Here is a 22325-nt window from a genome sequence, read left to right on the forward strand (position 1 = left end):
ATATTAATGCTTATCTATTACTTTAACTTCTACAGCACCCGTACTTTGAAAAAAAGAAATCAATTCTTCTTCATTATCATTTACAGCCACTTCCATTAAAAAATGGTCATCCGTGGTTCTTACATCTGGATTCTCTGCATCTTTAAAAGGCCATAGTTTACTTCTCATATAAAAAGTAATAACCATAAGATGGGCAGCAAAAAATACAGTAAGCTCAAACATGATCGGCACAAACGCCGGCATATTTTCAATGTAACTGAAACTAGGCTTACCGCCAATATCCTGCGGCCAATCTTGAATCATGATATAATTCATCATAGCTGTAGCTACTGCCAGTCCAACACAACCATATAGAAAAGCGCAAATTGCTAATCTTGTCGGTGCAATTCCCATAGCTTTGTCCAAACCGTGAACCGGAAATGGAGTAAAAACTTCTTCAATATGATGATGAGCAGCTCTGGTTTTCTTCACCGCATCCATCAAAATATCATCGTCATTATAAATGGCGTATATTACTTTATTACTCATGATGTAAATCTTTATTTGCTTCTCTTACTCTTTTGTAATTATCTCCAGTCCCTTTCAAAATCGTTTTTATCTCTGCCTGTGCAATTACAGGGAATGTTCTCGAATATAATAAAAACAATACAAAAAAGAAACCTATCGTTCCGATGAAAATACCAATGTCAACAAATGTAGGTGAAAACATCGTCCAAGAAGATGGTAAATAGTCTCTATGTAACGAAGTTACAATGATCACAAATCTCTCAAACCACATTCCAATATTTACAACTATCGAAATTATAAACGAGAACATGATACTTGTTCTTAATTTTTTGAACCACATAAACTGTGGAGAAAAAACATTACATGTCATCATTGACCAATAGGCCCACCAGTAAGGTCCTGTAGCTCTGTTTAAGAACGCATATTGTTCATATTCTACGCCAGAATACCATGCAACAAATAATTCAGTGATATAGGCAACCCCAACAATAGAACCCGTAATCATAATCACGATATTCATCAATTCAATATGTTGAACTGTTATGTAAGCTTCCAGATTAGATACTTTTCTCATAATAATAAGCAAAGTATTTACCATTGCAAATCCTGAGAAAACCGCTCCAGCAACAAAGTATGGAGGGAAAATTGTAGTATGCCATCCTGGAATAACCGAGGTAGCAAAGTCCATCGATACAATAGTATGCACTGAAAGCACTAGTGGTGTAGCTAAACCTGCAAGCACCAAAGATACTTCTTCAAAACGTTGCCAGTCTTTTGCTCTACCGCTCCATCCAAAACTTAATATAGAATACACTCTTTTATTAAAAGGTGTAATAGCTCTATCACGTAACATCGCAAAATCAGGTAGTAATCCAGTCCACCAGAATACTAATGAAACCGAAAGATACGTTGAAATTGCAAACACGTCCCAAAGTAATGGCGAGTTAAAGTTAACCCAAAGAGAACCAAATTGATTTGGAATTGGCAAAACCCAATACGCTAACCATGGACGTCCCATGTGGATGATTGGAAATAAACCTGCCTGGATAACAGAGAAAATTGTCATTGCTTCTGCAGAACGGTTAATCGCCATTCTCCAACGCTGACGAAAAAGTAATAACACCGCAGAGATAAGAGTTCCCGCGTGACCGATACCAACCCACCAAACAAAGTTCGTGATATCCCAAGCCCATCCAACAGTTTTATTTAAACCCCATGTTCCAATACCTGTAGATACGGTGTAAATTATACAGCCAAGTCCCCAAAGGAAGGCTATTAATGCAATTGAAAACACAATCCACCAATGTTTGTTTGCTTTACCTTCCACAGGCGCGGCTACATCTACAGTTACATCGTGATAAGTTTTATCACCTATAACTAAGGGTTTTCTAATGGTTGCTTCGTAGTGAGACGACATAATCCTTAATATTGATTCTTAATTAATTATTTTTGTACTAGGTATTTCTAACTTTGACGTGATAAATCACATTTGGTTTTGTTCCAACATGCTCCAATAAATGATACATCCTTTCATCAGTAGCTAATTTAGATACTACGCCTTCTTTATCATTTATATCGCCAAATTTCATTGCCCCATTAGAACAAGCATTTGAACATGCCGTTTGAAATTCACCATCAACAATTGCTTTTCCATCGTTTTTAGCTTTCAAAATTGTAGCTTGGGTCATTTGAATACACATTGAACATTTTTCCATAACTCCACGAGAACGAACATTAACATCTGGATTCAATACCATACGTCCTAAATCGTCATTCATATGATAATCGAATTCACTGTTTTTGTTGTACAAGAACCAGTTAAAACGACGCACTTTATAAGGACAGTTGTTAGCGCAATAACGTGTTCCAACACATCTGTTATAAGCCATGTGGTTCTGACCTTGACGAGAGTGTGAAGTCGCAGCGACTGGACAAACCGTTTCACAAGGTGCATGATTACAATGTTGACACATTACTGGTTGAAAAGAAACCTGTGGGTTATCACCCGCTTTTTCCATTTCATTAAATGTCGACAATGAACTTGATAGACCTGCAATATTTTCTTTTCTTTCGTTATCGCCTTCAAAGGTACTTTCAGAAGAATAATATCTGTCAATACGCAACCAGTGCATATCACGACTTCTTCTAATTTCTGATTTTCCAACAACTGGAACATTATTTTCTGCATGACAAGCAATTACACAAGCACCACAACCGGTACACGCGTTCAGGTCAATCGAAAGATTAAAATGATGACCCGTTGAACGATCGAACGAACCCCATAGATCTACTTTAGTTGCTTCCACTTCTTTATGATCCAAAGAAACCATTGGTTGTTCATTCCAAACGTGAGCATCTTTAGTATTGAAAATCTCTAAAGAAGTTTCTTTTATGATATCCCCTCTTCCCATCAACGTTTTTTGACCTTGAACACAAGCAAACTCATGTTCTCCTCCAGCTTTCGCCAATGTTACAGACTGTACATTATTAAAACCTTTATATAAAGAGTAGGCATTTAAACCCACCATCATTTCTTCTTTCATAGCCGCTTTACGACCATAACCTAATGCTAAACCTATTGTTCCTACAGCCTGACCTGGCTGAACAATTACCGGAACATTTTCTAATTTTACTCCATCGGCAGTCGTAATAGTAGCATAACTTCCGTTTAAACCACCATTTGCTACAATTTCGTTTGAAAGTTCATATTGCTTCGCATCTGCATTCGATACAGTAACATAGTTATCCCAAGATACTCTTGTAATGGGATCAGGAAACTCTTGCAACCAAGGATTTTCAGCTTGCCTTCCATCGCCCATACCTGTTTTAGTATATAAAACAAGTTCTAATCCTTGGAATGCTTTTGCATTTGCTAAAGCATTGGCTGCAGCGCTATAATCAGCAGTACCGGCAGAAACAGTAGGAATAACACCTACGTAAATACCATCATGCAATACTTTGTTCCAAGAGGAACCGGTTAATATTGAGGATGCATTAGTCTTAATATAATCATAGAATGTACCTGTCACTCCATTTAAAGACAACAATACATCTTGAAATTGTTTAGTCGTAAAAAGAGGGCGAATAGTAGGCTGAGTAATACCGTAAGTTCCTTTCGTGATACTTACATCATTCCAAGATTCTAAATAATGAGGAACAGCTGCTGCGATAGTACTTACTAAAGCCGTTTCATCTTCTTTTAAAGTAAACGCCACTGACGTCTTTACTTTTTTGAGTCCTTCAATAAAAGAAGCACTATCTGCTAAAGTATAAACTGGATTAACACCACTCATTATCAAAGTATGAACGCTTCCTGCTTTCATATCATTGATTAATTGAATCACTTTTGCATCAGATCCTTTTCTGATTTGTCTTACGCCAGAAGTACTGAAAGCTTCACTAGCCAAAACTTGATTAATAGCCAAAACTAACAATTGAGCATTTTTGTCTTGAATACCAGATACCAAAACTCCTTTTGAACCAGCAGCTTTTAACTGTTGAGCCGCTTTTGTAACTTCTGCTTTAAATTTATTTTCTAAACTTACTGCAACAGAAGAACCGGTTACGATATTATAAATATGTACTAATGCTTGTTTCTGATTAGCCGTAGACATTGGCAAACGCTTATCAGCAGCAGCACCAGACAAAGTCATGTTTGCTTCTAATTGGAAATGACGAGACATTTTACCCGCTTTAGGAATTCTTCCTTTAGCGTAGCCAGAATCATACCCTCCACCTTGCCAATCCCCAAGGAAATCAGCACCAACAGAAACTATAAGTGAGGCTTTTGAAAAATCATAATCAACCAACGCTCTTTCTCCGTACGTCGTTTCAAAAGCATCTAAGGCATCCGATTCAGAAACCGCATCATAAACAATATGTTTGGCATTTGGATTTTTTCCAATAAACTCGACAATCAATTTTTCAGTTGACGGGCTCGCTAATGTATTTGTCAAAAGCACTACTTGACCACCTTTTGCAGTGGCGTCAGCTATACTTGATTTAATTTTAGAATCGACAGCAGACCAAGTTGAGATTTTACCTTCAATTTTAGGTTCTTTCAAACGCATGCTATCATACAAAGAAAGAATTGAAGCATGAATTCTTGCATTAGCACTAAACTTAGCTCCTGCAATAGTATTATTATCTATTTTGATAGGACGCCCTTCACGAGTTTTCACTAAAAGATTAGCAAAATCAAATCCATCAAAAACAGAAGTTGCATAATAATCTGCCACTCCGGGAATGATTTGTTCCGGCTGAAGAACATAAGGTATAGACTTGTTCACAGGACCTTCGCAAGCTGCAAGCGTAGCTGCCGCAGTACTAAAACCAACGTACTTTAAAAAATCACGACGTGATGTTGACGAAGATGACAAAGCGTCATTATTTCCTAAAAATTCATCAGTAGGAATTTCTTCAACAAATTCGTTATTTCTAAGCGTCTCAACAATAGAACTATTTTTGTCTAGTTCTTCAACACTTTTCCAGTATTTTTTGTTTGATGACATATATAAATATTAAAATCTTAATAATTTGATTAATAGTGGCATTTACCACATTCCAAACCTCCCATTTGTGCCGCAGTCAACTTGTCTACGCCATATTTTTTAGAAAGTTCATCATGAATTTTTGTGTAATACTCATTGCCTTCCATCTTAACCTCAGTTTTTCTGTGACAATCAATACACCAACTCATTGTAAGTGGAGCAAACTGTTTTTGGATTTCATACTCCTGAACAGGACCGTGACATGTTTGACACTCAATTCCGGCAACAGTTACGTGTTGAGAGTGGTTAAAGTAAACAAAGTCAGGCAAATTGTGGATACGAACCCACTTCACAGGTTGCGTTTTGCCGGTGTAAGTCTGTGATGTTTGATCCCAGCCAACAGCAGTATACAACTTTTGAATTTGCTCATCATAAAAAGCTTTGCTATACTCCGGCGTGGCTGTAGATTCAGCGACTTCCGCAATATTTTTATGGCAGTTCATGCAAACATTTAAAGACGGTATTCCACCATTTTTACTTACTCTTGCCGCAGAATGGCAATACTTACAGTTAATTTCATTGTCTCCAGCATGTATTCTATGCGAGTAATGAATTGGCTGGATCGGAGCGTAATTCTGATCTACACCAATTTGCATTAGATACCCATAAATAAAATAAGCACCAGCCAAAAGCAAAAATACCGAAGTGACTAGGACTAAAAATTGATTTCTGGCAAATGCTTTCCAAATCGGAGTTGTTGGTGTTTTTGGAGTTATAACGATGGCATTAGCTTTCGCAACTTTTGTTAAAACTTGATTCACCAAGAACAACATTACCACCAATATAATCATAACAAGAGCTAAAGCACCTAATATAATATTATTAGAAATTCCACTGTCTGACGCAGCAGTACCAGGAACCGCTTCAGTGCTACCAGCAGCTAGTGCAGGCGCTTCCGCTTTTGGCTCTGATGTGTATGCAATAATATTATCAATATCAGCATTAGATAATTGAGGAAAAGCTGACATCACCGCCTTATTGTTTTCTTCATAAACCTTGACAGCCTGAGGATCTCCAGACTTAATCAAATCAGAACTGTTTTTAATCCACTTGTAAAGCCATGGCATATCATATTTACCAGCTACACCTCTTAAAGCAGGTCCTGTACCTTTGGCATCTAATTTATGACATGCAGCACAATTTGCATTGAACAATTCTTTACCTTTTACAGCATCTCCACCCGTTACCGCGGCAGGGGCCGCAGCTGCATCAGTCACTGCAGGAGCAGCTTCTTGAGCAAATGAAGTTAAAGAGAAAATTACCGATGAGGCTAAGCCCAGAAATAATTTCCTTGTGATCGAATTATGGTTACCCACCTTTTTCATATAGTATAAAGATTATCTACTAAAATTTGGCACAGTTTTTTCTAAATGAACTATAAAAACTGATCCGTTATTTTAAAACTTGCACAAAAATACGACTTAAGAACTATTCTCAAAACCTTAAAATAATCTTAATTTCAATTTATATCTATTCTAAATAACATTTGACGTTTAGCATCATTCCTTAAATATTACTTTTGCACAAAAACAATCACATTATGAGAATTTTAGCCATTCAAAAAGTCTTTTTTATCTTTATTACATTATGTATTTCAAGCCTCAGCGCAATTGCACAAGGTGGAAATATTACAATAAAACAAGACTCCAAATTTGAACAATTATTAAACGAAAAGAAAAAAAACAATGTTTCTATTGCTGCGAATGACCGATATAAAATTCAAATTTTCAGTGGCGAAAGTGAAAAAGCTAAAAACACGTTGAATCAATTTAGACAAGAGTTTAGTGAATTAGATGGCACCATTATCTTTTTCACTCCCATTTATAAAGTTTGGATTGGAAATTTTGAAACACGAATTGAAGCTGAAAGAAACCTCATCGAAATCAGTAAAAGATACAGTAATGTGCATTTGATAAAACCTAATAGCTAAAAATTATGTTTCTTTTAAATTGCAATTTTCAATCGAGATCGGAAATTAGAAGCAAGCAAAAAAGCGACACGTATAGAGTTGCTTTTTTGTTATTTGTCTACCATTTTACGCGAAAATCCAAAAATATTTACACAACATTTCTTCGTAAATTTAGCAAATTAGGGAAATTCATTTTTTGTTTGAATTTGTCAATTGACAACATTTACCAAACGCTAAAGATTGACTAGATCTGCCAGCTAGGGATTTTACAAAGTATATATAGTAAAGAAAATTACTTAGGTAATACAATTTCAGATATCTTCTATAGAATACTTACATGGGAGTGTTTTATTGTAAAGAAACACCTCATTAGACTAATTAAAAATTGAGATAAATGAATGTATAAACTATTAGAAAACAATATCAATTATATTGAATTTTAACAAAATGAGCCCGATAAAATATCGAGCTCATCAAAATCAAATTAATCATGAATATGTTTAAAATTTTGGTGCAGTCTCAATCAATTGTCTTTTTTATTGTTGAGCTATTGTTTCTTGGTAATATTTTTTAAGAATAATTTTTATATCCGCACTGCTTTTCTTGCTATTTTTAAAATCTTTGAAGAGCACTGGATATGGCATCAACATAGCTTTCATTTCATTATTTGATAAAAAAGAAGGCTGACCAGAATAACAATCAATAAGCATTGGCACTGAAGAGCTGCTTGTCGCGGAAGCAATGGCTACACCAATTAGCCCGAACATTGCGCCCATAACAACAACATTATTGGGATTATAAACTACATTTTCTATGTAATATTTACTCCCGATTATTTCGGTTTTCGCATAATATTTTGCGTTTGCATACTTTGATACATTTACATAAAAAACGTTTCCATCACTGAATCCGTAATAATTCAACTCTTTCGATTTAGTAGTTTTATTAAGCAAATGAAATCGCTCATTTTTGTTCGTCATTTCAAAATTACTATCTTCAAGCGGATTATTATTTAAAACATCGACATAGGTCAAATAAACACCCTTAGACGGAACCGCAGTAATTGTTTTACTTTTAATATTCTGATCACCATCAAAAACTATAGAAGTCTTATCATTATCGCTAGTTTTCATATAATTAGTTAAACATTCCTGCAAAACTTTTTTCAATCTTTCATCGTGTTTATTAGTAACATCCATACCACTACTTTCTGCCGAAGCGGCATATGTCCCTACGATATAGTCAATCCCTTCTTTAGGCTCAATAATATCGACGACTAAAGTCGCATATCCTGTTTCAGACATTGCTCGAGTAAGTTCAGAAACATATAATTCATTAATACGAATAGAGATTTCAGACTTATTTTTTTCTTTTGGACAAACAGTAGCCAGGTAACCCGAAAATTCATCTATTATTGGATTTTCAAAATTCGCTAAAACTTTTCTGTTGAATCCTCCTTTTTGAACGGTTCCAATATTTTCTTTAAACTGTCTACCATCGTAAACATTTTCGACATAAAAATTAAATTCTGAAACTTTTTCATTTTTATCTTTTAAAGATATTTTATGATATTCCATTTTATTTTGAGAAAACGCAACAGTGCTGACTGCTATAAAAAATAATATAAGTAATTTATTCATGGTTCAATTTTTTAGTAAGTTATAAAAATAAAAAAAATCCCGATTGCTCGGGATTTTAGTTTTATAATACTGAAATTTTATTTCAACTTCTTTTTGATAGCAACTTCATGGTACGATTCAATAACATCTCTTTCTTCGATGTCGTTATATCCTTTTACTTGAATACCACAATCGTAACCTTTGGCAACTTCTCGTACATCATCTTTAAATCTCTTCAAAGCTAAAAGCTCTCCAGTAAAGACTACCACACCATCTCTAATGATTCTCATTTTGGCGTTCTTAACAATTTTACCATCCATAACCATACTTCCTGCAATAGAACCCACTTTAGAGATTTTAAATATCTCTCTGATCTCAGCTGTACCCAGAATTTCTTCCTTCATTTCCGGAGCTAACATTCCTTCCATGGCATCTTTCAAGTCATCAATAGCAGCATAGATAATAGAGTAGTAACGGATATCGATTTCCTCTTTATCTGCTAATTGTCTTGCATTTCCAGCAGGACGAACATTAAATCCAATAATAATTGCATCTGAAGCAGAAGCCAACATTACGTCAGTTTCAGTAATTGCTCCAACCCCTTTGTGGATAATATTAATTTGAATTTCTTCAGTAGATAATTTAGAGAACGAATCAGACAAGGCTTCAACAGAACCATCCACATCTCCTTTAAGGATAATGTTCAATTCTTTAAATTGACCCAATGCAATTCTACGTCCAATTTCATCTAACGTAATATGACGTTGTGTACGTACGGATTGTTCACGCATCAACTGAGAACGTTTTGAAGCAATTTGTTTCGCCTCTTTTTCGTCTTCAAAAATATTGAACTTATCACCCGCAGTTGCTGCTCCATCAAGACCAAGAACTGAAACCGGAGTCGAAGGACCCGCAACAGTTACTATGTTCCCTCTTTCATCATGCATGGCCTTAATTTTACCATGATGCTTACCCGCCAACATATAATCTCCAATTTTCAATGTTCCGTTTTGAACTAATATTGTAGAAACATATCCTTTTCCTTTGTCAAGGAAAGCCTCAACAACAGTTCCAGAAGCCGCTTTATTTGGATTTGCTTTCAAATCTAAAAGTTCCGCTTCTAACAGTACTTTTTCTAATAATTCTTTCACACCTGTTCCCACTTTCGCAGAAATATCATGTGATTGAATTTTTCCACCCCAATCTTCTACAAGTAAATTCATACCTGCTAGTCTTTCTTTTACTTTTTCAGGATTAGCATTTGGCTTATCAATTTTATTGATAGCAAAAATGATTGGGACTCCAGCAGCTTGAGCATGGCTAATTGCTTCTTTGGTTTGCGGCATAATGTCATCATCAGCAGCAATCACAATAATAGCAATATCTGTAACTTGAGCACCACGCGCACGCATCGCAGTAAACGCTTCGTGACCCGGTGTATCTAAGAATGCAATTTTTTGTCCGTTATCCAATGTTACTCCGTAGGCACCAATATGCTGTGTAATTCCTCCAGATTCACCTGCAATTACGTTTTCTTTACGAATGTAATCCAGTAACGATGTTTTACCGTGATCGACGTGACCCATTACGGTTACAATTGGCGCTCTGAAAACTAAATCTTCTTCTCTGTCTTCAACTACCTGAATTGCTTCTTCAATGTCTACAGTGATAAATTCAACTTCATAACCAAATTCATCAGCAACGATAGTCAAGGTTTCTGCATCAAGACGTTGGTTCATGGTAACCATGATTCCAAGTGACATACACGTACCAATAACTTTAGTAATTGGCACATCCATCATGATGGCAATTTCACCAACTGTTACAAATTCAGTAACCTTAATAGTTTTACTTCCTTCGTCAATAGCTCTTTGTTCATCATCAGATTTCTGACGGTGCGTATCTCTTTTATCTCTTCTATATTTAGCCGCTTTAGATTTACCACCTTTACCTTGTAGTTTTTCTAAAGTCTCTCTAATTTGATTTTTAACTTCTTCTTCAGTAGGCTCAACTTTTGCAACAATTGCAGGTCTGTTTCCTTTTACAAAACCAGGTCTTGCACTTCTGTTTGCGTTGAATCCACCGCCACCTACATTAGGTGTAATCTTGTTAGGATTTGGTGCGCCAGGAACTCCTGGTACTGCAGGCGGTCTTGGAGCACCCGGTTTAGGAGCAATCCTTTTACGCTTGTTTTTATTTGCATTGGCTGCAGCCGAACCTGGAACACCCGGTTTATTCGGAGTGATTTTTGGTTCTTCTTTTTTCTTTTTCGGTTTGTTGAATTGCGATAAATCAATTATTTGACCAGTTAAAGTAGTTCCCGATAGTTTTTGATATTGCGTTGTGATGGTTTCATCAACAGGCGCTTCATCAACTTTCACTGCTTCGGTTTTCGCAACAACTTTTGGTTCCGCAGCGACTTCTTTAACAGCCTCTGTTTTCACCTCTTTAATTCCAACAACAGGTTTCACCTCTTTTTTGTCTGTAACAACTTTTTCTTCCAAAGGTTTTTCTGCTGACGGTTTTTCTACTGAAACTTCTTTTTGAACAGCTTTTACCTCAGCTATTTTAACATCTGGAGCTTCCACTTTTTGAACAGCTTTTACAGGCGGAACTATTGAAGGTTTCTTAGGATTCAGATCAATCTTGCCTACTTGAACAGGACCAGCTATAACCGCTCTCGCTTTTATCACCTCTTGTTGCTTAAGACGCTCTTCCTCCAGCTTACGTTTGTCTTCAATTTCTTTTTCTCGTTCTAAACGCAAAGCTTCTTTTTCTTTTCTTTTCTCTTCGCCAACTTCTTTTGAAGCTTCTTTATTCCCTTTGTCACCTGCAAACTGACCGCACAAGACATTGTATACATCATCAGAAATTTTTGCGTTTGGATTTGCTTCAATAGCAATCCCCTTATCTTTTAGATAATCCACAGCTCTTTCTAAAGAAATATTCAATTCCCTTAAAACTTTGTTTATTCTAATAATTCTCTCTTCAGACATAAAACCTTTTTATTATTACCTTTTTTGTTATTCCTCACTTTACTTCCAACTCGATACCTACCGAGCAAGAATTAATTGTAAAGTGGCATGTTTATCGTTGAAGACGCATTGACTAACTGTCAAATTCTTCTTTCAATATTCTCATTACATCCAGAATCGTTTCCTCTTCCAGATCTGTTCTTCTTACTAAATCTTCTACATCTTGTTTTAAAATACTTTTTGCTGTATCCAACCCAATTTTTGCAAACTCTTCAATAACCCAGTCTTCGATTTCATCTGAAAACTCAGTTAATTCAACATCATCCTCATCAGCTGTAGCACCTGCAACATCTCCTTCACGAATAACATCTAACTCATAGCCCGTTAATAAACCTGCTAATTTAATGTTATGCCCCCCACGACCAATAGCTTTTGAAACTTCTTCCAGTTTCAAGAAAACTTCTGCTCTTTTTGTCTCTTCATTTATTTTAATAGAAGACACTTTTGCAGGACTTAATGCTCTTGTGATAAACAATTGTATGTTACTTGTATAATTGATAACGTCGATATTTTCGTTTCCTAATTCACGAACAATTCCATGAATACGAGACCCTTTCATACCTACACAAGCTCCAACAGGATCAATTCTGTCGTCATAAGAATCTACGGCTACTTTTGCTTTTTCACCTGGTATTCTTACCACTTTTTTAACCATAATTAAACCGTCAAATACCTCAGGAATTTCTTGTTCAAATAATTTTTCCAAAAACTTCTCAGAAGTCCTGGACATAATAATTTGAGGTTTATTTCCTTTTAATTCAACGCTTTCTATTATTCCTCTAACATTATCTCCTTTACGGAAAAAGTCAGAAGGTATTTGTTTTTCTTTAGGCAAAATGATTTCATTTCCTTCATCATCAACCAAAATCACAACTCTTGGGCGCACATGGTGCACTTCAGCAGTATAAATATCACCTATTAAATCTTTAAATTGTTTGTAAAGATTCGTATTATCATGTTCATGAATTTTAGAAATCAAATTCTGACGTAAAGCTAAAATTGCTCTTCTTCCTAAATCAATTAATTTCACTTCTTCGGAAACTTCTTCACCAATTTCGAAATCAGGCTCAATTTTTCTAGCTTCAGTTAAAGTAATCTCAAGATGATCAAAATCTAAGTCTTCATCCGCAACGATCACTCTTCTCTGCCATATCTCCATATCTCCTTTATCAGGATTTATAATGATATCGAAATTATCATCTGAACCGTATTTTTTTTTCAATGCATTTCTAAATACATCTTCTAAAATTGCCATAAGCGTTACACGATCAATGAGTTTATCATCTTTAAACTCTGAGAATGAATCGATTAATGCTAAATTTTCCATGCGAATTCTTTAATTAAAATGTTACTGTAACAATTGCTTCTTTAATGTCTCCGTAAGGCAGTTGTAGTTCTTTTTGAACTGTTTCCTTTCCTTTACCTATTTTTTTTGGCTCTCTTGCTTTCCATGACAAAACTACAAAATCATCATTAGCTTCCACTAATTCTGCTTCAATTATTTCTGCCCCAGTCTTCAAAATCAATGTGCGTCCTATATTTTTCTTGTATTGTCTTATTAATTTCAATGGCGAACCTACTCCTACTGAAGCTACTTCTAATGAGTAATCTTGCTCCTCGCGATCCAGTTCATTATCTATAAAACGACTCACATCGATACAGTCCTGAAGTGCCACTCCATTATCTCCATCTAAAGTCACAATAACCTTGAAAGCATCAGTAATAATAAGGTCTATCAAAAAAATTGATGGCTTTTCTAAAAGGCATTCTGCCAATAACGAATTTACTTTTTCTTTAAATGTCATATTTTTATAAAAAGAGGGGACATTTAGTCCCCTCATTATCTAGATTTTAATAAATAACGGTGCAAATATAGTGTTTTTTTTTATAAACTAAAATAATCGATTGCTGTAAAATAATTTCTTACCTTTATTAGCGTATCAAAATAACAGTTATTACCATAATTTAACACTTCTAATTTATGAAACGCATTTTAGTCCCAACTGATTTTTCCGAACATGCTGAAAACGCTCTAAAAGCAGCGGCCATAATTGCAAAAAAGAACAAATGCGAGATCTTTTTACTGCATTTATTAGAACTACCAAACCAAATGAGCGACGCCATGACAGGTGGCGCCAGCATTCCTGAGGTAATGTTATTCATTAAAAAAGCAAATGAAACCCTGCAAAAAATAAAGGAGCAACCCTTTTTAAACGGACTCTCTATAAATGCTACTGTTCAATTTGAAAAAGCATTTGACGGAATTTTATCGTTCAACAAGAAAAACAAGATTGACTTAATTGTTATGGGATCTCATGGAACTTCCGGCATCGAAGAAATACTTATCGGTTCAAATACCGAAAAAGTGGTGCGCCTCTCCGAAGTTCCAGTTTTAGTTATAAAAAAAGATGTTGGCGAAATAAAATTCAAAAACATTGTATTCGCATCTGATTTTTCAACAGAAATCAAAAAACCTTTCAAAAAATTGGTTGAATTCGTTAAGATTTTTGATGCAAACCTGTCTTTAGTGATGATTTGCACTCCAAATAGCTTTAAGACTACTGTTACTGCTGAAAAAACAATGAAAGAATTTATTAAAAACTATGATATTAAAAACTACTCTTTACATATTTTTAATGATGCCAATATTGAAAGCGGTATATCCAATTTTTCAAAGACTATTGATGCAGATTTAATTGGGCTTTGTACTCATGGCAGAACTGGATTGGCTCATTTTTTTAATGGAAGCATCAGTGAAGATTTAGTGAATCACACCACAAAACCTGTAATTACTTTCAAAATCTGATGGATGTGAAATCTTAATTATGATAAATAATCAATCCTAAAATTGATAAATCAAGGAACACGGTATTATGTAGATAATTCTCCTTGAAAATAAGACATAAAAAAAAACTTCTCAAAATTATGAGAAGTTTTTTTGTTGGTCTACAAGGACTCGAACCTTGAAAGACTGCACCAAAAACAGTTGTGTTACCATTACACCATAGACCAGTATTGCTGTTAAGCGAGTGCAAATTTATAATAATTTTTAGTTTGCGCAAACTTTTTTAAACTTTTTATCAAAAAAAATTTCTCTGAAATTAAATTTAATTTCAAAAACAAACGAAAAAGATTCATAGTCAACACGTTATTCAATTGCATTACTTTTCCAGAAAATAGTGTTAATGCTATGGAGGTTAAACAAAAAAACATTTTCTTTGTGACTTACAATTAAATTAAACTTTAGTACATGGATAAAGCAGCATTCAATTTTAATAAATGGAATACAATTATTGGTTGGCTTACATTTGGAATCGCATTATTAACCTACACATCGACAGTTGAGCCCACCATGAGTTTCTGGGATTGCGGCGAATACATTGCCACAGCGGCTAAATTAGAAGTTGGCCACCCACCGGGAGCTCCTTTATACCAAATGATTGGTGCTTTCTTCGCCATGTTTGCTGCAGATGAAACTAAAATTGCCTTAATGGTCAATATGATGTCAGTATTCTCAAGTGCTTTCACCATTTTATTTTTATTCTGGTCATCATCAATGATATTAAAAAAATTAGTTTCCAGATTTTCCGAAATAAACAGGAATAATGAAATTGTAATCTTAGGAAGCTCGCTTGTTGGCGCTTTGGCGTATACTTTTTCTGATAGTTTTTGGTACAATGCTGTTGAGGCTGAAGTTTACGCCATGGCTTCCTTATTTATTGCTTTATTATTTTGGCTCGGATTACGCTGGGAACAAGACATGAACAAACCAAGAGGAAATAAATGGTTATTAATCATTTCACTTGTTGTTGGACTCTCGTTTGGAGTTCACTTCATGGCTTTATTAACAATCCCTGCAATTGGATTTTTATACTTTTTCAAAAACTATAAAGTTGTTACAGTCAAAAGTTTCCTTATTGCGAACGTGGTAGTAATCGCTATTTTACTTTTTATATTCAAATTACTTCTTCCTATGACTATGGGATTCTTTGGTAAAACCGAAGTTTTTATGGTGAATAGCTTAGGATTACCGTTTGACTCAGGAACTATATTAGTCACTGTTTTGCTCGCTGCGCTGTTTTATTTTGGATTAAAATACACCAACAATAGAGGTCTTGTAAATTACAACACTTTAATTCTATGTGTTCTTTTTATACTAATCGGATTTTCTACCTGGACCATGTTGCCAATTCGTGCCAACGCCAACACCGTTATTAACGAAAATAAACCTTCTGATGCGCGTGAAGTTCTTGCGTACTACAACAGAGAGCAATACGGTGTAAACCCATTGTTTTACGGTCCTCAATACACCGAAGCTTTTTCAGGTTTAGACGAAGACAATCCTTATCTGGACAAAGCCCCCAATTATGAAAGAGATTACAAAACAGGCAAATATGTTATTGTCAATAATTTCAAAAATGCAGAACAAAATACGGATGACAACCACAAAACTATTTTACCAAGAATGTGGAGTGGCGATCATATTGAAAACTACATGAATTTTACAAATCCGCCAGAGTTCAGATTAAATCCTAATTATCCGTACGAAGACGATCTGGCCAAATACGGGATTGACCCAAGTCAACTTAGTGAAGAAGATTATAATAAAGCGATTGCGCAACTGAAAAATGAAACCGAAAAAATCGTAAATGAATTCAGACAAGCTTACGCTCAAAAACAAATTGACAACGAAGGCTACATTAAATTCCTAAAAAGTTACGGTGATTATTTATTGGTTGACAAACCAACAACCGTTGACAATATTGGCTTTATGGTTGAATACCAATTTGGTTATATGTACTGGAGGTATTTAATGTGGAATTTTGTTGGTCGTCAGAATGATGTTCAGGGAAGATACGATTACTTAGACGGCAATTGGCTCAGCGGAATATCATTTATAGATGAATTACACTTGGGCAGCCAAGAAAATTTACCTTCGGATGTATTGAACAACAAGGGTAGAAATGTCTATTTCTTTCTACCGTTTATTCTTGGTCTAATAGGTTTAATGTACCATGCCAATAAGGATTTAAAAAGTTTCTATGTACTGCTGGCTTTATTTCTTTTTACAGGAATAGCATTAAAAATATACTTGAACGAAAGACCTTTTGAACCACGAGAACGGGATTATGCTTTAGTCGGCTCTTTTTACGTGTTTGCCATCTGGATTGGTTTTGGCGTTTACGCATTATACGAAAGCATTCAAAAATATTTAGCTCCAAAAATTGCCGGCCCAATAATTATCTTCGCCAGTTTACTTGCTGCTCCTGTACTAATGGCTGCCCAAAACTGGGATGATCATGATCGTTCAGGAAAATCAACTGCTGTAGCCGTGGCAAAAGCATATCTTACTTCGTGTGATCCTAACGCTATTTTATTTACCATTGGTGATAACGACACCTTCCCGCTTTGGTACGCGCAAGAAATTGAAAAAGTAAGAACGGACGTCAGGATTGTAAATACTAGTTTATTCATGACGGATTGGTATATCGATCAAATGAAAACCAAAACATACGAGTCTGACCCATTACCTATATCATTTACACACGATCAGTATGTGGGAGATAAATTGGATTATGTGGCGCATATTCCAAAAGTGGAAACCCGTTGGGATATAAAAGATTTTGTTGATTTTATTAAAAATCCAAAATCAACGGTTGAAATGCAAAACGGACAAACCATTCATTTTTATCCTACAAATAAAATTAGAATTCCAGTTGACAAAAACATCATTATTCAAAATAAAGTAGTTTCTGCTAAATACAATGATTCTATAGTTTCTTATATTGATTTGGATATAAGTAAAAATGCGTTGTACAAAAACAGATTAATGATGCTGGATATTGTTGCTAATAACAACTGGAAACGACCTATTTATTTTAGCGGAGGCGCATTTGATGACGAAGATTATATCTGGATGAAAGAGTATCTTCAACTGGAAGGAATGGTGTACAAATTAGTACCGATAAAAACAATTATTCCTAAAGATGGAGGACCCCTTGAAATGGGACAAGTAGACTCCGATAAAATGTATGATAAAGTAATGAAATGGGACTGGGGAAACAGCGAAAGCACCACCATATATCACGATCCTGAAACAAGAAAGAACAGTATTAATTATCGTTCATACCTTTCAAGGTTAATGAATCAACTGATTATTGAAGGCAAAAAAGACAAAGCAAAAATCATAATTGATTTGGCTATGACAAAAATGCCTTTAGAATATTTCGGTTATTACTCTTTAATAGAGCCTTTTGCTGGTGGTTATTATAAAATTGATGAAAAAGTAAAAGCACAACAATTGCTGGAAAAACTAATCGGTAAGTATCAGGAAAACCTCAACTATTATGGTAAACTTAAATCTTCCGAGCAAAGTAGTATTGCAACTCCTATCATAATCGATATTGAGCGTTACAGAAGCCTTTTGCAGGTCATGAAAGAAAATGGAGATGCTAATTTTTACAACAAGCATAAAATCACTTTCAACACGTACATCAAAATGTTTGAACGTTTTGGACGAGACAAAGAATAATTTAAAATACAATCAGAAAAGATAGCGATGTTGAAAAATGTCGCTATTTTTTTTAATTTTAAAACTAAAAAATGAAATTCTACTGGATCAAGACAAATTGGATCATCAAAAAAATATTTTCTAATTATACTTGGGATGTTTCCAATACAGGAAATACCGTATATCTCACATTCGATGACGGACCTATTCCAGAAATTACAACATGGGTTTTGGAGGAATTAAAAAAATTCGATTTAAAAGCTACCTTTTTTTGTATTGGAGAAAATATTGACAAGTATCCCGAAATATTCCGCAAAGTAATTAATGAAGGTCATGCCATTGGAAACCATACATTCAATCACTTAAACGCGTGGAAAACGCCTACTGAAATTTACATTGAAAACATTAAATTGTGCGAAGAAGTAATCGAAAAAACTACAAATTACAATTCAAGATCTAAACTATTTCGTCCGCCTTACGGCAAATTAAAAACCGCTCAAGCAAAAGTAATAGAAAAATTGGGATACGAAATAATTATGTGGGATGTGCTCAGCGCAGATTTTGACACGACACTATCTAAAGAACAATGTTTAGATAATGTGCTGTCAAATGTAAAACCTGGAAGTATTATTGTGTTTCACGATAGTGAAAAAGCCTTCAAAAACCTTCAATATGTTTTACCAAAAACACTGGCTTTTTTAAAAGAAAATAATTTTAATTGTGGTGTTTTGTGACATCCAAAACCAATTTTACAATTGCTCCTGCACGATTCCAATAAGGGTATTGGCATCTAATTCGCCGGATTGTCTCCAGATCATTTGACCTTGTTTGTAAATCATCAGCGTCGGCAAACCTTTGATACGCAAGGCATCTGCTAATTCTTGATTTTTATCCACATCAATTTTAATTACTTTTGCTTTATCGCCAAGAGCAGCTGCTACATCTCTGATAACAGGATGCATTGAAACGGAAGATTCGTTCCATTCTGTGTAAAAATCAATTAACACAGGCACTTGAGTATTTATAAGTTCTCCAAATTTTGACATAAAACCAAAAATTTAATTTTTAAAATTCACTAAAAAGAGATATTTATTTTACAAATGTAGCATTTTAAACGAATTATGCCACATTAACACCTTTTTTTAGTTCAATGACCGTAATTTCCGGCATAATACCTACTCTACCAGGATAGGCATGAAAACCAAATCCTCTATTGACATAAACGTACCGTCCAAGATTTTCATATAAACCAGCCCATTGCTTGTAAACATATTGAGCAAGGCTCCATTTGAAATAACCGGGAATTTCGATACCAAATTGCATTCCGTGTGTGTGACCCGAAAGCGTAAGGTGGTAATGTTTCTCATCATGTTGCACGACGTGCTCCCAATGCGAAGGATCGTGACTCATTAAAATCTTAAAATCTTCTTTCTTTAACGGTCCTGCAGCTTTATTTAAATCTCCGGCCTGCTTAAAGTTATGACCCCAGTTTTCGACACCAACCAACGCTATTTTAGCTCCTTCTTTTTCAATAAAAGTATGTTCATTCAACAACAAATTGAAACCAATTTCCCCATATAAACTTTTTATAGCTTTGAAATTATCTTCTTTTGCCGCTTCTGTTGGCCACGTTACATATTCGCCGTAATCGTGATTCCCCAACACTGAATATTTACCGTATTCGTGTTTTTTTATTCTATTGAATGTTTCTATCCAAGGATGCATTTCTTTGGCATCCGTGTTCACAATATCACCCGTAAACAAAATCAAATCTGAATTTTGTTCATTAACTAAATCAATTGCATAATTAATTTTTTCCGGATTATCAAAACTTCCGCTGTGAATATCCGATATTTGAGTAATCGTAAAACCATCAAAAGCTTCTGGCAAATCAGGAAAAAAAATACGTTGTTTGATTACTTTATAATTGTATTTTCCAACGGTCACACCATAAATTAAAGATAAAAAAGGAACCGCTGCTAATCCCAACCCGATTTGACTGACAAACTTTCGTCTGGAATTAAGGAAATCCGTGCTTTTGTCATAATCCACAAAATAATTTATGGTTCCTGCACCCAATCTAAAAATATCTTCACTCATGAGGACAAGAGTCAAAATTAATTTTGGAACATAGACAATAAGCAGTATGCCCACAACACCCATCAATTGCCTAGTTTGCCCTGAATTTCGATCAAATTGCATTAAAGAATAAATAATATATACTAAAACCAACAGGCTTACAAGCTGAATTGAAAATAATACTGGCTTTGATTTTATCAAAGTTTTTAATACTTGAAAAGTATACAGCTCAATAATAAGAAGGATGAGACACAAGAATACGATACGAAAGATCATTTTAATCAAATTTTAAACAAAGTAACGACTAATGAAAATAGCTTAATTAATATTATAATAATTTTAACGTACCAATAGCAGCTAAATTTAAAAATTAAAGCTTAGGAATTTTTTACCAAAACTTTAATTTTTCTGCAGTTTATATCTTTTGTTTATAGGATACATTAGAGCAATGTATAAAGTATTCTACTACTTTTTACCACGTTAATTGGCAGATAAATTAACGGACGCAATTTTTACGTCTCCTGTTCCAGCTACACGAGCTACCCATAATTCAACATAATCAGTGGTTGTCAATTCAACTAATGTTTGGATTGATAACGCAATAACATCATCGGAAACACTAGATCTTGCAAACACCTTTGATTTATCAATAAGGATACCATTCTTTGCAATATAAAATACAAATGTAGTATTGTTAGCTGTGGTTTGAAAAGAAATAGAACCTCCTACTCTAAAAAAACGTTTTTTACTACCTAAATAGCTTATCCTATTATCACCAACTTTAGAAAATCTAAAAAGATCTTCAGATGTAGTTACACCATCCACTTTTTTAGCGGTAGTACCACTTAATACTGTTGTAAAAGCAGATGCTACAGTATAATTGAAATTAATATTACCCACGGCGGTTAAATCCGTTTCGGTAGGAATTCCTGCGCAACGAACATTCCATTTATTATTGAAATTATAACCTGCATAACTCCCAAGTGTATACGGTTTTACATATCCTGCTGGATAATCTCCAGTAAACACAACGGTCTCCATGACAGCATCTCCAGTTATTGTTGGATTGGAAGACACATCAAAGCCAATGCTTGACCCAGAAACCTCACTAAATCCTCCTTGCTTGGCCACTTGTCCAAATGTACCAACAATCTTTTCATAAGTCCCAGAATTTCCTAGAGGTAAAGCACCTCCGAACCAACCTGCATTATTAATCAACAACTTTTTAATGTCTTGATAAATAATTCCATTTGCATTACCAACATATTGTATAATACTCACAAATACCAGTGAAAAACCTTTGATAAGACCTACATTAGCTGAATTGGCAATAATTCCATCTCTTAAAATTAAATTTGAAGTTCCGTCACCTGTAATATTAAAAACATTGCCCCCCGTACCTGATGCCACTAATGCTAATCCCCTAATTGACCCACCTGTTGTTCCCATAAAAAGATCTCCACTAAGTTTAACCAACTTATCCTCTCCAGAATCTAAACCAATAACATAAGCATTATTCAATTCAATAGGTAGATCTACTAATACTTGCCCGTTTATTTCATATAAGGTTCCTGCTTCCAAAAGATATTTTGTATCACCTCCTGCTGTCTTCTCCGCCGCCAAAACCGTCGCTAAAACATCTGTAGATTTAATTCTTTTAAATTTTAATCTACCGGTAGTACCGCTATTAATAACATTCCAAGACGTTATCGAGGAATTAAAATGATAAAAAGTTTTTAAATCCGTGTCGTACACCATTAAACCATCGGCTGGAGATACAATGGCAACACGTTGTGCCGTTGTCATTCTGGGTGTCAACATTCCTTGAGTTGTAGAGGACACATCTAATACAGAACTTGCATTCGGAGTAATAGTTCCAATGCCTACTTGAGCAAACACATTTGTTGTTATTGTCATAAAAAATAACAAACAGGCCAGTAATACCTTTTTAGCAAAGTAATGTTTTTTCATAACAGATGAATTAAATTATTAAACTCCAAGACTATAATTCAGTTTTTTAAACTGATACTCAAAATTATACTTTACATCGATAAAACACTAATTTAATCGATTAAACGCACTTTCTTAAATTTAATATATTTATAATCTTACATT

At 34.7% G+C, this 22325-nt stretch carries 15 protein-coding genes and 1 tRNA gene; 4 read left to right on the forward strand and 12 right to left on the reverse strand.

The features are described from left to right. Positions 1 to 3: 3 nt before the first annotated feature. From BMZ76_RS01625 to BMZ76_RS01640, 4 genes are read right to left on the reverse strand one after another with little or no spacing between them, the layout of a single operon-like run. On the reverse strand, positions 4 to 528 hold the full coding sequence (locus BMZ76_RS01625; RefSeq protein ID WP_091202943.1) for a DUF3341 domain-containing protein: 525 nt from the start codon (positions 526 to 528) through the stop codon (positions 4 to 6). Next, entirely contained in the window at positions 521 to 1924 is a 1404-nt protein-coding gene (gene nrfD, locus BMZ76_RS01630) for an NrfD/PsrC family molybdoenzyme membrane anchor subunit (protein WP_091202945.1), read from the reverse strand. Before nrfD ends, BMZ76_RS01625 begins: the two co-directional genes overlap by 8 nt. Before the next feature lie 37 nt (positions 1925 to 1961). Continuing rightward, entirely contained in the window at positions 1962 to 5018 is a 3057-nt protein-coding gene (locus BMZ76_RS01635) for a TAT-variant-translocated molybdopterin oxidoreductase (protein WP_091202948.1), read from the reverse strand. A gap of 29 nt (positions 5019 to 5047) precedes the next feature. Continuing rightward, positions 5048 to 6382 (reverse strand): c-type cytochrome, encoded by a 1335-nt coding sequence (locus BMZ76_RS01640; protein ID WP_091202950.1) that lies wholly within the window; start codon positions 6380 to 6382, stop codon positions 5048 to 5050. A 215-nt stretch (positions 6383 to 6597) separates the two neighbouring features. Here BMZ76_RS01640 and BMZ76_RS01645 point away from each other — a divergent pair, with 215 nt between their 5' ends. Beyond that, on the forward strand, positions 6598 to 6987 hold the full coding sequence (locus BMZ76_RS01645) for a Rossmann-fold NAD(P)-binding domain-containing protein (RefSeq protein ID WP_091202952.1): 390 nt from the start codon (positions 6598 to 6600) through the stop codon (positions 6985 to 6987). Positions 6988 to 7502: 515 nt separating this feature from the next. Here the strand turns inward: BMZ76_RS01645 and BMZ76_RS01655 are convergent. From BMZ76_RS01655 to rimP, 4 genes are all read right to left on the reverse strand, one after another. Next, positions 7503 to 8606 (reverse strand): DUF6563 family protein, encoded by a 1104-nt coding sequence (locus BMZ76_RS01655; RefSeq protein ID WP_091202957.1) that lies wholly within the window; start codon positions 8604 to 8606, stop codon positions 7503 to 7505. A 77-nt stretch (positions 8607 to 8683) separates the two neighbouring features. After that, the gene (infB, locus tag BMZ76_RS01660) at positions 8684 to 11581 is read right to left on the reverse strand and encodes a translation initiation factor IF-2 (RefSeq protein ID WP_091202960.1); all 2898 of its coding nucleotides are present in this window, start codon (positions 11579 to 11581) and stop codon (positions 8684 to 8686) included. Between the two features lie 112 nt (positions 11582 to 11693). Next, on the reverse strand, positions 11694 to 12947 hold the full coding sequence (gene nusA / locus BMZ76_RS01665) for a transcription termination factor NusA (protein WP_039108733.1): 1254 nt from the start codon (positions 12945 to 12947) through the stop codon (positions 11694 to 11696). A gap of 13 nt (positions 12948 to 12960) precedes the next feature. Beyond that, on the reverse strand, positions 12961 to 13425 hold the full coding sequence (rimP, locus tag BMZ76_RS01670; protein WP_091203092.1) for a ribosome assembly cofactor RimP: 465 nt from the start codon (positions 13423 to 13425) through the stop codon (positions 12961 to 12963). A gap of 176 nt (positions 13426 to 13601) precedes the next feature. On the opposite strand from rimP, the gene BMZ76_RS01675 reads away from it, so the two are divergent. Then, positions 13602 to 14426, forward strand: coding sequence for a universal stress protein (locus BMZ76_RS01675; RefSeq protein WP_091202962.1), 825 nt, complete (start codon positions 13602 to 13604; stop codon positions 14424 to 14426). Positions 14427 to 14561: 135 nt separating this feature from the next. On the opposite strand, the gene BMZ76_RS01680 is transcribed toward BMZ76_RS01675, so the two are convergent. After that, a tRNA-Gln gene (locus tag BMZ76_RS01680) sits at positions 14562 to 14632 on the reverse strand. A gap of 238 nt (positions 14633 to 14870) precedes the next feature. On the opposite strand from BMZ76_RS01680, the gene BMZ76_RS01690 reads away from it, so the two are divergent. Both BMZ76_RS01690 and BMZ76_RS01695 read left to right on the forward strand, forming a co-directional pair. Then, positions 14871 to 18152 (forward strand): glycosyltransferase family 117 protein, encoded by a 3282-nt coding sequence (locus BMZ76_RS01690; protein ID WP_091202967.1) that lies wholly within the window; start codon positions 14871 to 14873, stop codon positions 18150 to 18152. Positions 18153 to 18223: 71 nt separating this feature from the next. Beyond that, positions 18224 to 18865, forward strand: a complete 642-nt coding sequence (locus tag BMZ76_RS01695; RefSeq protein WP_091202969.1) for a polysaccharide deacetylase family protein — start codon at positions 18224 to 18226, stop codon at positions 18863 to 18865. A 15-nt stretch (positions 18866 to 18880) separates the two neighbouring features. On the opposite strand, the gene BMZ76_RS01700 is transcribed toward BMZ76_RS01695, so the two are convergent. The 3 genes from BMZ76_RS01700 to BMZ76_RS01710 all read right to left on the reverse strand — a co-directional run bounded on the left by BMZ76_RS01700 (position 18881) and on the right by BMZ76_RS01710 (position 22181). Next, positions 18881 to 19177: a thioredoxin family protein gene (locus tag BMZ76_RS01700; RefSeq protein WP_073352222.1), complete on the reverse strand. Its 297-nt coding sequence runs from the start codon at positions 19175 to 19177 to the stop codon at positions 18881 to 18883. A 73-nt stretch (positions 19178 to 19250) separates the two neighbouring features. After that, the gene (locus tag BMZ76_RS01705; RefSeq protein WP_091202971.1) at positions 19251 to 20486 is read right to left on the reverse strand and encodes a metallophosphoesterase; all 1236 of its coding nucleotides are present in this window, start codon (positions 20484 to 20486) and stop codon (positions 19251 to 19253) included. Between the two features lie 204 nt (positions 20487 to 20690). Beyond that, on the reverse strand, positions 20691 to 22181 hold the full coding sequence (locus BMZ76_RS01710) for a hypothetical protein (protein ID WP_091202972.1): 1491 nt from the start codon (positions 22179 to 22181) through the stop codon (positions 20691 to 20693). Positions 22182 to 22325: the final 144 nt, after the last annotated feature.

It is taken from the genome of Flavobacterium xueshanense (genome assembly GCF_900112975.1).
Taxonomy (GTDB): domain Bacteria; phylum Bacteroidota; class Bacteroidia; order Flavobacteriales; family Flavobacteriaceae; genus Flavobacterium; species Flavobacterium xueshanense.